Here is a 12,952-nt window from a genome sequence, read left to right as displayed (position 1 = left end):
ATGACGCTGCTTGCGACCGCCACCTGCCTGGCACATGCCGCCTCCGGCGATCTGGCCGACATGGCGCCGTTGCCCGATCAGGCGCCGCAGAACGTGGCGGCCCTGCCGCAGACGCTGTACCTGGATGTCAGCCTCAACCAGGCCGACCGCGGCCTGGCACCGTTCGAACTGGTGGACGGCCACCTGCGCGGCTCGGTCGACACGCTGCGCAAGCTGGGCTTCCTCCTGGCCGACCGCGCCGCCAGCGAGCTGGTCGACCTGGATCGCCTGCCCGACGTGGAGGTGCGCTACGACGCCGCACTACAACGGCTTGCGTTGCAGGTACCGCTGGCGCAGCTGTCGCTCTCCACCACGGTACTCAAGGCCGAACAGGTCGCACCGCCCAGCGCCACCGCCTCGCCGGGCATGCTGCTCAATTACGACCTCTATGCCACCCGCAATGCCGGGGCCAGCAGCGTGTCGCTGGCGACCGAAGTGCGCGGTTTCGGCATCGGCCGCGGCATGGTCGACACCACCGCGGTGTTCCTGGCCTACAACCGCCCGCAGGACCAGCGCTGGCGCAGCGAAGCGGTGCGCCTGGACAGCGCCTGGCAGATGGATTTCCCCGACAGCGCCACCAGCCTGACGGTCGGCGATTTCTACAGCGGCTTTGTCGACTGGAGCCGCTCGATCCGCCTGGGCGGGATACAGATCGGCCGCAATTACGCCTTGCAGCCGTACCGCGTGCTCACCCCCACGCCAAGCTTCCTGGGCGAGGCGGTGGTGCCGTCGACGGTGGAGCTCTACGTCGACGGGCTGCGCCAGTACAGCGGCCAGGTGCCGGCCGGCCCGTTCCAGCTGGCCGCGCAACCCGGCATCAGCGGCACCGGGCAGGCGCAGATCGTGGTGACCGATGCGTTCGGCCAGGTGCGCCGGCTGGACTTCGCCTTCTATGGCACGCCGCAACTGTTGGCGCGCGGCATTTCCGAATGGTCGGCCGGCATCGGCCATCTGCGCCAGGACTACGGCGTGCGCTCGTTTTCCTATGAGTCGCGCACGGTCGCCAGTGCCACCCTGCGCAAGGGCCTGCGCGATGATTTCACCATCGAAGCGCATACCGAGGCCGGCGGCGGCGTGGTCAATGCCGGTGCCGGCGGCGTGTGGCTGCTCGGCGCAGGCGGCGTGGTCAACGCGGCCTACGCGCATAGCCGGATGGATGCGCTGCGCGGCGGGCAGTACGTGCTGGGGTATGCCTGGAACAACCGCCGCTTCAACTTCACTGTCGGCACCCAGCGCACCCACGGCGACTATCGCGACCTGGGCGCGCTGCAGGGCGCGTTGCCGGCGCGCATCAGCGACCGCGCGGTGTTCGGCGTCAACGTCAATCCGATCGGCTCGCTGGGCACCAGCTATGTGCGGCTGAGCTACCCGCAAGGCGACACCTCGCGGTATGCGAGTCTGTTCTGGTCGCGCAGTTTCGGGCGCAACTGGGCGGCCAATCTGTCCGGCAACCAGAACCTGGATGTGCGCAGCGACCGCAGCCTGTACCTGTCGCTGTCGACCACGTTCGGCGAGCTGCGCCAGGCCAGCGCCTCGATGCAGCGCAACGGCAACCGCACCGGATTCGTGGCCGATGTCAGCCAGCCGCTGCCCGGCGACGGCGACCTGGGCGGAATCGGTTGGCGCCTGCAGGGGCGTGCCGGCGACGATGCCAACGGCGGCCTGGCCGAGCTGGGGTGGTTGAACCGCGTAGGCCGCTACAACCTCGGCGTCGCCAACCAGGACGGCGCCAACTTCGGCTATGCCAGCGCCAGCGGCAGCCTGGTGTGGATGAACGGCCGCGGCTTTGCCGCGCGCGATATCCAGGATGCCTTCGCGGTGGTCTCCACCGACGGCCAGCCCGGCATTCCGGTGCGGCTGGAGAATCGCCTGATCGGCGTCACTGACGCGCGCGGCATGCTGCTGGTCACCCCGCTGCAGTCGTGGCAGCGCAACCAACTGTCCATCGACACCCTGAACCTGCCGGCGGACCTGCGCGTGGACCGCGTCGATACCGCGGTCACACCGCGCCAGCAGTCCGGGGTGGCGGTGCGCTTCGGCATCACCCGGGTGCGCGCGGCCATGATCGTGCTGCATGACGCCCAGGGCGTGCCGTTGCCGGTCGGCAGCGTGGTGCAGCGCGAGGGCGATGCCGAACGCGTGGTGGTCGGCTACGACGGCGAGACCTATCTGGACAACCTGCAGACCGACAACCGCATCCTGGTGGAGCTGCCGGATGGTCGTTGCAGCGCGCGCTTCACCTACCCGGCCAACCCCGGCGGCATTCCGCGGGTCGGCCCGCTGCCCTGCGTCCTGGAGCAGAAAACCCCATGAGCCTGCCCGCACTGTGGCGCCTGGTCTTTGCGCTGACGATCGCCACGTTGTGGCTTGCACCCGGCCAGGACGCGCGCGCGGACACCACCTGCAGCGTCACCCTCGGCACCCCGCTGGCGTTCGGCAACGTGGCGGCCAACGGCACCACCGATGCGGTGGCAACGCTCAACGTCTCCTGCGCGACCGCTGCGCTCAGCGTGCTGGGCTATGCGCAGGTGAGCCTGTGCCTGGACCTCGGGCCGGGCAGCGCCAGCAACGGGCTGTACGCGCCGCGCCGCATGCTCAACCCCACCAGCGACAGCCTGGACTTCCAGATCTACAGCGAGGCCACGCGCACCCAGGTCTGGGGCGCCACCGGGTCGACAACGCCCTCGCCGCGCCTGCTGACGTTGTCCTACGGCGTCCCGGTGGTCACCGGTGGCTCGCAGACGACCAGCGTCACCGTGTACGGGCGGATTCCGGCCAACCAGATCCTGTCGGTCGGCAACCACACCAGCAATTTCGGCGGTGCCGACACCGTGCTGCGCTACTCCTACAACGAGAGCGTCATCGGTGTGCCACCAGCGCCGAGCAGTTGCACGGCCGGCGGCAGCGGCGCCAAGACCGCCAGCAACGCATTCCCGTTCACTGCCTCGGCCAACGTGCCGGCACGCTGCAATACCTACGTCACCACCGACCTGGATTTCGGCAGCATCGCCGGCACCATCGATACCGCCATCGACCGCACCTCCACCATCAGCCTGTCGTGCACCAACCGCACCGCCTGGAACATCGGGCTGGGCGATGGCATCAATGCCACCGGCAGCGTCCGGCGCATGCGCCATGCCAGCAGTGCCAACTACATCGCCTATGAGCTGTACCGGGACGCCGGCCGCGGCAACCGCTGGGGCACCGGCATCGGTGTGGATACGCTCAGCGGTACCGGCAACGGAGTCGCGCAGACGGTGACCGTGTATGGCCGCGCGCCGGCACCGCAACAGCCCATTGCGGGCGCCTATAACGACACGGTGACCGTCTCCATCACTTACTGACAGTTAATAAAGTTCACATCGGGGGCGTCGCTATTTGTTACGTCTCCAATGCAAACGATTGCCTTCATGACGCTGGTCACTCTGTTGAAGCGCCTGACGCTGGTCGCCCTCGTCTGCAGCGCGAGCTCTACCGCAGCCAACGCAGCCACCGCTCGCGGCCCGGAAAACTTCACCCTGCACATCGGCCTGCGCCTGCTCAGCGGCTGCGAGCTGCGCACTGCGCCGCCACGCGCCAGCTGTTCCCGAGGCACGCCGATGGCGATCGCCCCGCCGGCCAGCGGCACCGATGCCCCCGCCGTCACCAGCACCGGGCAGGATGCCAGCGCACTTGCCGGGCCAGCGCCTGCCGGCAGCGCGCGCATCACCACGATCGCGTTCTGACCATGGCCGCGTCTCGCTCCTGTTGCGGCCTGCTAGCGCTAGCGCTGGCGTTGGCCGGCCTGGCCATCGGTGGCAGCGCCGTTGCCGCCGAGATCGCCATCGCCCCGACCACCGCACGCATTCCCGCCGACAGCGACCAGGCCACCGTCTGGCTCTACAACCAGGCGGCACTGCCGTGGCGCGCGGAAGCCAAGCTCTACCGCTGGCGCCAGGACGGCGACCGCGAGCTGCTCGAACCGGCCACCGCCGCCACCGTCAGCCCGGCGCATTTCGAAATTGCTCCGCAAGGCCGGCAACTGCTGCGGGTGATCCGCCTGGGCCCCAGCCCGGTGCAGACCGAAGACAGCTACCGATTGGTAGTGACCCAGCATGCTGCCGGTAACGACACCGAATTGCTGCGCTATTCCACGCCGGTGTTTGCCCTGCCCAGCCAGCCCGGCGACCCGCACCCAGCGCTGCAGGCCAGCCTGTCGGGCCAGGGCAGCGGCCGCGCACTGAAGGTCCATAACGCCGGGCTCAGTCATGCCAGGCTCGCCGACCTGGCCTACATCGATGCCGGCGGCACCCGCCGCAGCATCCGCGATGATCTGGCCGGCTACGTGCTTCCCGGCCAGACCAGGCAATGGACACTGCCGGCCAACCTGCCCGCCGGCAGTGGCCGCTTCGTGGCGCGGATCAATAGCGATATCGAGACGACGTTAGCGTTGGAGCCGTGAGCTCTGGGGATTGGGAATTCGGGATTGGGGATTCGCAAGAGCTGGCGCTTTGACCATCCTGGACCGACAGCGAACAACTGCCGCGACACACGGCCCGCCAATCCCGAATCCCGAATCCCTATTCCCCAATCCCGATTCGCCAATTGCGCGCGCCCGCTCAGCCGGCTATACTCCGCCGGCTGTTTTGCGTCTCTTGCGCATTGCGTCGTTCACGTCGGACGTCATCGACGAATTCACACCTGCCGCCACCATCCGTGCCGGGGTGCCCCGCAAGGGGTTCGTCACGGAGGCGACAGGGAAGCCCAACCCCGGAATCGTTTGTGCGCATCCTTATCGCAAGGGCCCGCACATCCATGTGCGGACTCCTCAAAGTCCAGTCCGCGCACGTAGATTCCGCTACCAGGAGTTACTTCAATGCCCCAAGTCACCATGCGTCAGATGCTGGAAGCCGGCGTCCATTTCGGTCACCAGACCCGCTACTGGAACCCCAAGATGGCGCCGTACATCTTCGGCGCACGCGGCAAGATCCACATCATCAACCTCGAGAAGACCGTTCCGCTCTTCAATGACGCGATGAACTTCCTCTCCTCGATCGCGCAGAAGCGCGGCACCGTGCTGTTCCTGGGCACCAAGCGCAGCGCGCGCGAGTCCATCAAGGAAGAAGCCGAGCGTTGCGGCATGCCGTTCATGACCCAGCGCTGGCTGGGCGGCACGCTGACCAACTTCCGTACCGTCAAGCAGTCGGTTGCCCGCCTGAAGGAACTGGAGTCGGCCGAGACCGACGGCACCTTCGACAAGCTGGTCAAGCACGAAGTGCTGGGCCTGCGTCGCGAGCGCGAGAAGCTGGACGCCTCGCTGGGCGGCATCAAGGAAATGAACCGTCTGCCCGACGCGATCTTCGTGATCGACATCGGCCATGAAGACATCGCCATCAAGGAAGCCAAGAAGCTCGGCATCCCGGTGATCGCGGTGGTCGACACCAACTACGACCCGGCCCTGGTCGACTACGCCATCCCGGGTAACGACGACGCCATCCGTGCCGTGCAGCTGTATGCACGCGCCGCTGCCGACGCCGTGCTGGAAGGCAAGGCTGCTGCGCCGAACTCCGCTTCGGTCCGCGAAGAAGAGTTCTCGGCCGAGTCCGCCGACGAAGGCAAGAGCCGTCGCGCTCCGGCCAAGAAGGGCGACAAGAAGGCTGACGCACCGGCCGACGCTGCCGCTCCGGCTGCCGAGTAATCGGCTTGCAATGCGGCCGCACCATGCTGTGCGGCCGCAGCCCCGACGGGTCCAGCGCGGCCCGTCGCCGAGGCCACTGAACATTTCTACGGGGGCGGCCGGCCTGGCTGCGCCGTCTCCTACTGGCGGAACACTCCGCCGCACGCATTCGTCCATATGAGGTAATTCCATGGAAATCACTGCTTCCCTGGTCAAGGAACTGCGCGAGCGCACCGGCGCCGGCATGATGGAGTGCAAAAAGGCACTCGTCGAAAACGCAGGCGACATCGACGCCGCTGCCGAATGGCTGCGCAAGTCGGGTCTGGCCAAGGCCGACAAGAAGGCTGACCGCGTTGCCGCCGAAGGCCGCATCGCCACCGCACAGGCCGGCGGCAAAGCTGTGCTGGTCGAAGTCAACTCCGAGACCGACTTCGTCGCCAAGGACGAGAACTTCCTGGCCTTCACCGAGACCGTGGCCACCGCCGCGCTGAACTCGGATGCAGCCGATGCCGAAGCGCTCAAGAGCGTCAAGCTCGACAGCGGCGAGACCATCGAGGAGCGTCGCGCCGCGGTCATCGCCAAGGTCGGCGAGAACCTGCAGGTGCGTCGCCTGGTCCGCATCGACAGCGCCAACAACGTTGCAGCCTACGTGCACGGCGGCCGCATCGGCGTGCTGGTCGAGCTGAAGGGTGGCGACATCGAGCTGGCACGCGGCATCGCCATGCACATCGCCGCGATGAACCCGCCGCACGTCAAGGCCTCCGATGTTCCGGCCGAGTTCGTCGCCAAGGAAAAGGAAATCGAACTGGCCAAGATGTCCGAGAAGGACAAGGCCAAGCCGGCCGAGATCCTGGAAAAGATCATCAGCGGCAAGATCAGCAAGATCGTCAACGAAGTGACCCTGTACGGCCAGCCGTACGTGCTGAACACCGACCAGACCGTCGAGCAGGCCGTCAAGGCTGCCGGTGCCGAAGTGGTCGGCTTCCAGCGCCTGGCCGTTGGCGAAGGCATCGAGAAGGTGGTGGAAGACTACGCCGCCGAAGTGATGAAGCAGGCCGGTCTGGCCTGATCCTCGCCACTGCGTAGAGAAAGCCGCGGCTTGCCGCGGCTTTTTTTTTGGGCCAGCCGCTGTGGCGCAGGCCAATCGACGCACGAAGCTGAAGCGAACGCATCCGCCGGGCACGCAACCGGCCTCAACTCTACAGATGTCGTTATGGTTGCCGCTACAACTGGATGCCGACCAGGCTTTCAGCGTCCATCACGCACGCGCTGCAGCGCGGCGGCGACAGAGCTTGGCGTGCCCCATTAACGAGCGCAGCGGTATGCTTGCGCCCACCGTCGGCGATGACCCATGCAACCAGATCTACAGGCCGCCCTGCACTACTGCCGCAACCTGCCCTCGCCCCCAGGCGTTGCGCTGCGCGTCATCGAGCTTGCGCAGGACCCCGATGTGGACATGACCACCACGGCCAACCTCATCGGCATGGACATGGCGCTGAGCGCGCGCATGCTGCGGGTGGCCAATTCGCCGCTGTACGCCAGCCGCCGCCGCATCGACAACCTCGGCCAGGCGCTGACCATGCTCGGCCTCAACGCGACCCTGAGCCTGGCGCTGGGGTTTTCGATGGTGCACGGCGTACGCAGCACCTTCACCGCGCATCCGCTGCATGAGCGCATCTGGCGCCGCGCCGGCCTGTGCGCGCTGGCCAGCCGCATCCTCGGCCAGGCCTACGGCATCCGCAAACCCGAAGAACTCATGCTGGCCGGCCTGTTGCAGGACATCGGCAAGCTCGCCCTGCTGCAGGGCGCGCCCGAGCTATATGCGCCGCTGCTGGAGCAGTCGCCCGACAACGCCGCCCTGCTCGATGCCGAACGCGAGCATCTGGGCGCTAACCATGCCGAAGTCGGCGCCTGGCTCGCGCATCAATGGCAGTTGCCGCCGTACCTGCAGAACGCCATCGCGCAGAGCGAGGAAGAGCCCGCCAGCCTGGAGCCGTTCATGGCTTGCGTCGCGCTGTCCGGACGCCTGGCAGACATCTGGCTGTCGGCCAGTGCCGCGGCCGCCACCGAACACGCGCAGCGCCAGGCGCAGGACGTGCTGGAACTGGATGCCGAACGCTTCGAAAAGGTGATCGAACGCATCGCCGAATCGCTGCCGGAACTGGAAGCCCTGTTCGACATCCGCGTGCCGCAACCCGAGCACATCCAGATGATCTTCGAACAGGCGCGCGAGCTGGCGATGCTGCGCAGCCTGCGCGAGTTGCAGGATGTGGCCGAAGCGCGCCGGCATGCCGACGAATCGGAAAACCGCATGCGCCATCTGGCCGAACAGGCCAGCCGCGATGCATTGACCGGCGTATTCAATCGCCACCAGCTCGGCACCGCGCTCGCGCATGAGTTCGAGCTGGCATCGCGCCAGAACTGGCCGCTGTCGATCGCCTTCATCGATCTGGACGACTTCAAGCGCGTCAACGATGCGCATGGCCATCTGATCGGCGACGAGGTGCTGCGCAACTTCGCGCAGACGCTGCAGCGCATGGTGCGCACCAGCGACCTGGTGGCCCGCTATGGCGGCGAGGAATTCCTGGTGCTATTGCCCAATACCGCGGCCGAAGCGGCGTTGGCGGTGGTCGAGCGCATCCTGGCCGAGACCGCACGCACGCCGATGGCGCAACTGCAGGGCGGCCCGTTGCACATCACCTTCTCGGCGGGACTGGCCACCCACGGCGGTGGCGACCGGCAGTTCGAGAGCATCGAGCATCTGCTGCAGGCCGCCGACAGCACGCTGTATCGCTCCAAACATCGCGGCCGCAACCGCGTCACCGCCTACGATGCGACCGACATGCCGACGCCGCAGCCCCCGCGCGCGCACTGAGCAACGCGTCACGGCATCGCCAACTACCGAATTTTTACCACGCCCGGTGACAGGCTTCCGCTAGACTTGCCGGCGTTTGCCGATCCCCCACACCGAGGTCTCCCCCATGTCTGAACTTCCCTATCGCCGCATTCTTCTCAAACTTTCCGGGGAGGCGCTGATGGGAGACGGGGATTACGGCATCGATCCCAAGGTCATCAATCGCCTCGCCCATGAGGTGATCGAAGCCCAGCAGGCCGGTGCGCAGGTCGCGCTGGTGATCGGCGGCGGCAACATCTTCCGCGGCGCCGGCCTGGCCGCCAGCGGCATGGACCGCGTCACCGGCGACCACATGGGCATGCTGGCCACCGTGATCAACGCACTGGCGATGCAGGACGCGCTGGAAAAGCTCGGCGCCAAGGTGCGCGTGATGAGCGCGATCAAGATCAACGATGTCTGCGAGGACTTCATCCGCCGCCGCGCGATCCGCCATCTGGAAAAGGGCCGCATCGCGATCTTCGCCGCCGGCACCGGCAACCCGTTCTTCACCACCGACTCGGGCGCGGCGCTGCGCGCGATCGAGATCGGTGCCGACCTGCTGCTCAAGGCAACCAAGGTCGACGGCGTGTACGACAAGGACCCGAAGAAGCACCCCGATGCGGTGCGTTACGACAGCCTGACCTACGACCAGGTCATCCTGCAGGGCCTGGAAGTGATGGACACCGCCGCCTTCGCGCTGGCGCGCGACAGCGACCTGCCGCTGCGTATCTTCGGCATGAGCGAGCCCGGGGTGCTGCTGCGTATCCTGCACGGCGAGCAGATCGGCACGTTGGTGCAGGGTCGGAGTTGAGGCCGGGAATCGGGAATCGGGATTGGGGATTCGTTAAAGCGCAGTGCTGATGCCTGCCGGTGAAGCGGCTCCAGTGGAAGCGGCGCCGGCAAGTGAACCGGCTGCGCGGGTCCTGACGACCCGCGAGTCGTGAAACCCCAGTCCCGGCTATAATCTCCGGATTCAGCTCCACACGGATTCCGGCGATGCTCAACCAGATCAAACAAGACGCGCAGACGCGCATGACCAAGAGCATCGATGCTCTGCGCCACTCCCTGACCACCGTACGCACCGGCCGCGCCTCTCCGGCGCTGCTGGACGGCATCAAGGTCAAGGCCTACGGCACCGACACCCCCCTCAACCAGGTCGCCAGCATCAGCGTCTCCGAAGGCCGCTCGCTGGTCATCAGCCTGTTCGACAAGGGCATGATCAAGGACGTGGAAAAGGCGATCTACGCCTCGGATCTGGGCCTGACCCCGACCGTGGTCGGCACCGTGATCCGTCTGAACCTGCCGCCGCTGACCGAGGAGCGCCGCAAGGAGCTCAGCAAGGCCGTGCATGGCGAGGGCGAAGACAGCAAGGTGGCCATCCGCAACATCCGTCGCGATGCCAACCAGCAGGTCAAGGATCTGCTCAAGGACAAGGCGGTTACCGAAGACGAGGCGCGCAGCGCCGAAGACGACATCCAGAAGCTCACCGACAAGGCCATCAAGGATGTGGATGAGGTCGTCAAGGCCAAGGAACAGGAACTGATGACGGTCTGATCGTGGCATCGCCTGCCATGCATCCAGCACCTTCCGCTGCCGCCGTGCCGCGCCACATTGCCATCATCATGGATGGCAACGGGCGTTGGGCGCAGCGTCGGCGGCGTCCGCGCATGATCGGTCATCGCGCCGGCGCGCGCGCGGTCAATCGCACCATCGATTTCTGCCTGGAAAAAGGCGTTTCGGCGCTCACCCTGTTCGCGTTTTCCAGTGAAAACTGGGGCCGCCCGCAGGAGGAAGTCGATGCACTGATGAAGCTGTTCCTGCATGCGCTCGATCGCGAGGTCGACGAACTGCAGCGGCGTGGTGTGCAGGTGCGCTTCATCGGCGATCGCAGCCGTTTCGCGGCGCCATTGCGCGAGCGCATGGCCGCCGCCGAACGCATGACCGCCGCCAATGCGCGGCTGGTGCTGAGCATCGCCGCCAGCTATGGCGGCCGCCAGGACATTGCGCTGGCCGCGCGGGCATTGGCCGAAGAAGTGGCCGCCGGCCGCCTGCAGCCGCAGCAGATCGACGAAGCGCTGCTGGCCAGCCGCGTCGCGCTGGCCGATCTGCCGGCGCCGGACCTGTTCATCCGCACCGGCGGCGACACCCGCATCAGCAATTTCCTGCTGTGGCAGCTGGCTTATACCGAGCTGTGGTTCACCGAAACCCTGTGGCCGGAGTTCGATGCCGGCGTGCTGCAGCAGGCACTGGATGACTATGCCGGACGCGAACGTCGCTTCGGCCTGACCAGCGCCCAGATCGCCGACAAGGCGACGGAGAGTTCCTCCGCATGACCAAGACCCGCGTGATTGCCGCGCTGATCATGGCGCCGCTCGCCATTTGCGCGATCGTGCTGCTGCCCACGCAATGGCTGGCGGCGCTGGCGGCGATCCTGTTCCTGACCGGCCTGTGGGAGTGGCTAAAGCTCTCCGGCATCGACGACAGCCTGCCGCGCACCGTGCTGCTGATGCTCAATCTGCTGCTGATGGTGCTGATGGTGTGGGCCTCGGCCGGCTCCATGGTGCTGTTCCAGATCGCCGCCCTGGTGGGGGTGGTCTGGTGGCTGCTGGCGTTGTTGTGGCTGCACTTTTTCACCTTCGGTGCCGATCACGGCAACGGCCAGGCGCGCGCGCTCAAGCTCGCCGCCGGCACGCTGGCGGTCCTGCCGGCCTGGGCCGCGCTGGTGCTGCTGCATGCCAACCCGGACAAGGGCAACCTGTGGCTGCTGACCGCGCTGACCATGGTCTGGGCGGCCGATTCGGGCGCCTATTTCGCCGGCCGCGCGTTCGGCAAGCACAAGCTGGCGCCGCGGGTCAGCCCCAACAAGACCATCGAAGGCCTGCTCGGCGGCATGGTCGCCGGCATCGTGGTCGCCTGCGCATTCGGCTGGCTGGCCGGGCTGACCCTGGCGCATGTGCCGCAGCTGGTGCTGGTCTCGGCGGTGGCGGTGCTGGCCTCGGTGCTGGGCGATCTGTTCGAGAGCCTGCTCAAGCGCCATGCCGGCGCCAAGGACTCGGGTGCAGTGATTCCGGGCCATGGCGGCGTGCTGGATCGTATCGACGGCGTGCTCGCCGCCCTGCCGGTGTTCGCACTCGGCAAGGAAATTCTCGGATTCTAGGCATGGCTGGCTCCCCTCTCCGTCAGGTCGCCGTGTTCGGCGCCACCGGCTCGATCGGTGCGTCGGCACTGGATGTGATCGCCCGTCATCCGCAGCGGCTGCGCGCCAGCGTGCTGTCGGCCGGCAGCAAGGTCGACGAGCTGCTGGCGCTCTGCGTCACCCATCGTCCTGCGCATGCGGTGATCGCCGACCCATCGCTGTATCCGGCGCTGCGCGACGGCCTGCGCGTGGCCGGATTGGCCACCCAGGCGCACGCCGGCTCCGACGCACTGGATGCGCTGGCCGCCAGCGACGCCTGCGACACCGTGGTCGCGGCGATCGTGGGAGCGGCAGGCCTGCCGTCCACGCTGGCCGCGGCCCGCGCCGGCAAGCGCCTGCTGCTGGCCAACAAGGAATCGCTGGTACTGGCCGGCGAGCTGCTGACCCGCACCGCGGCGGCGGCCGGCGCCGAGATCATCCCGATCGACAGCGAACACAGCGCCGTCTTCCAGTGCCTGCGTTCCTGCGACGCCAGTCGCGGCGTGCGCCGAGTGATCCTCACCGCGTCCGGCGGGCCGTTCCGCGGCTGGGACCGCGCCGCGCTGGGCGCCGTCACGCCCGCGCAGGCGGTCGCCCATCCCAAATGGTCGATGGGGCCGAAGATCTCGGTGGATTCGGCGACGCTGATGAACAAGGGCCTGGAAGTGATCGAAGCGCATCACCTGTTCGGCCTGCCCGGCGCGCAGATCGATGTGCTGGTGCACCCGCAGAGTCTGGTGCACTCGCTGGTGGAATTCGTCGACGGCTCCACCCTGGCCCAGCTCGGCCTGCCGGACATGCGCACCACGCTGGCGGTCGGCCTGGCGTGGCCGGAGCGGGTCGAGTCCGGGGTTGCCGGGCTGGACCTGCTGACCCAGGGTCGGCTGGATTTCGAGGCGCCGGACACCGCCGCATTCCCGTGTCTGCGCCTGGCCTGGGAGGCGCTGGAGGCCGGTGGAACCGCCCCTGCGATCCTGAACGCGGCCAATGAAGTGGCTGTTTCAGCGTTTCTTCAGGGCCAGGTGGGTTTCCTAGCGATTCCCGCGTTGGTCGAACACACACTGACAACGCTCCCACGGCACAATGCCGACTCCCTCGACACCCTGCTTTCTGCCGATGCGCAAGCGCGGCAGATCACCGAACGCGCCCTCGCCCATCACAGCCTTCATGCCTGATCGATTTACGCAGA

At 67.2% G+C, this 12,952-nt stretch carries 12 protein-coding genes; all 12 read left to right on the top strand.

Annotation, left to right across the window (positions count from 1 at the left end; genetic code table 11):
- The 12 genes from ABQY64_RS07405 (at window position 1) to ABQY64_RS07350 (ending at window position 12,938) form a co-directional block, all read left to right on the top strand.
- Entirely contained in the window at window positions 1–2,352 is a 2,352-nt protein-coding gene (locus ABQY64_RS07405) for a fimbria/pilus outer membrane usher protein (protein WP_166764227.1), read from the top strand.
- The gene (locus ABQY64_RS07400) at window positions 2,349–3,383 is read left to right on the top strand and encodes a spore coat U domain-containing protein (protein ID WP_065050111.1); all 1,035 of its coding nucleotides are present in this window, start codon (window positions 2,349–2,351) and stop codon (window positions 3,381–3,383) included. Before ABQY64_RS07405 ends, ABQY64_RS07400 begins: the two co-directional genes overlap by 4 nt.
- 48 nt (window positions 3,384–3,431) lie before the next feature.
- Window positions 3,432–3,764, top strand: a complete 333-nt coding sequence (locus tag ABQY64_RS07395) for a hypothetical protein (protein WP_065050113.1) — start codon at window positions 3,432–3,434, stop codon at window positions 3,762–3,764.
- A gap of 2 nt (window positions 3,765–3,766) precedes the next feature.
- The gene (locus ABQY64_RS07390) at window positions 3,767–4,480 is read left to right on the top strand and encodes a fimbria/pilus periplasmic chaperone (protein WP_349780611.1); all 714 of its coding nucleotides are present in this window, start codon (window positions 3,767–3,769) and stop codon (window positions 4,478–4,480) included.
- 414 nt (window positions 4,481–4,894) lie between these two features.
- Window positions 4,895–5,716, top strand: a complete 822-nt coding sequence (gene rpsB / locus ABQY64_RS07385; RefSeq protein WP_349780610.1) for a 30S ribosomal protein S2 — start codon at window positions 4,895–4,897, stop codon at window positions 5,714–5,716.
- Between the two features lie 169 nt (window positions 5,717–5,885).
- Window positions 5,886–6,764 carry a translation elongation factor Ts gene (gene tsf / locus ABQY64_RS07380; RefSeq protein WP_016902389.1) on the top strand — a complete coding sequence of 293 codons (879 nt, stop codon included), beginning with the start codon at window positions 5,886–5,888 and terminating at the stop codon, window positions 6,762–6,764.
- A 282-nt stretch (window positions 6,765–7,046) separates the two neighbouring features.
- On the top strand, window positions 7,047–8,570 hold the full coding sequence (locus ABQY64_RS07375) for a GGDEF domain-containing protein (RefSeq protein WP_349780609.1): 1,524 nt from the start codon (window positions 7,047–7,049) through the stop codon (window positions 8,568–8,570).
- 106 nt (window positions 8,571–8,676) lie between these two features.
- Entirely contained in the window at window positions 8,677–9,399 is a 723-nt protein-coding gene (gene pyrH, locus ABQY64_RS07370; protein WP_039520304.1) for a UMP kinase, read from the top strand.
- A 185-nt stretch (window positions 9,400–9,584) separates the two neighbouring features.
- Window positions 9,585–10,142: a ribosome recycling factor gene (gene frr / locus ABQY64_RS07365; RefSeq protein ID WP_016902392.1), complete on the top strand. Its 558-nt coding sequence runs from the start codon at window positions 9,585–9,587 to the stop codon at window positions 10,140–10,142.
- Window positions 10,143–10,159: 17 nt separating this feature from the next.
- Window positions 10,160–10,921 carry a polyprenyl diphosphate synthase gene (gene uppS, locus ABQY64_RS07360; RefSeq protein ID WP_039520301.1) on the top strand — a complete coding sequence of 254 codons (762 nt, stop codon included), beginning with the start codon at window positions 10,160–10,162 and terminating at the stop codon, window positions 10,919–10,921.
- Window positions 10,918–11,745, top strand: a complete 828-nt coding sequence (locus ABQY64_RS07355) for a phosphatidate cytidylyltransferase (RefSeq protein ID WP_349780608.1) — start codon at window positions 10,918–10,920, stop codon at window positions 11,743–11,745. The genes uppS and ABQY64_RS07355 overlap by 4 nt, the downstream gene beginning before the upstream one ends.
- A 2-nt stretch (window positions 11,746–11,747) precedes the next feature.
- Entirely contained in the window at window positions 11,748–12,938 is a 1,191-nt protein-coding gene (locus ABQY64_RS07350; protein WP_349780607.1) for a 1-deoxy-D-xylulose-5-phosphate reductoisomerase, read from the top strand.
- Window positions 12,939–12,952: the final 14 nt, after the last annotated feature.

It is taken from the genome of Xanthomonas sp. WHRI 7065, from assembly GCF_040203115.2.
GTDB classification, from domain to species: domain Bacteria; phylum Pseudomonadota; class Gammaproteobacteria; order Xanthomonadales; family Xanthomonadaceae; genus Xanthomonas; species Xanthomonas arboricola.
This window is presented reverse-complemented; position numbering and strand designations above follow the sequence as displayed.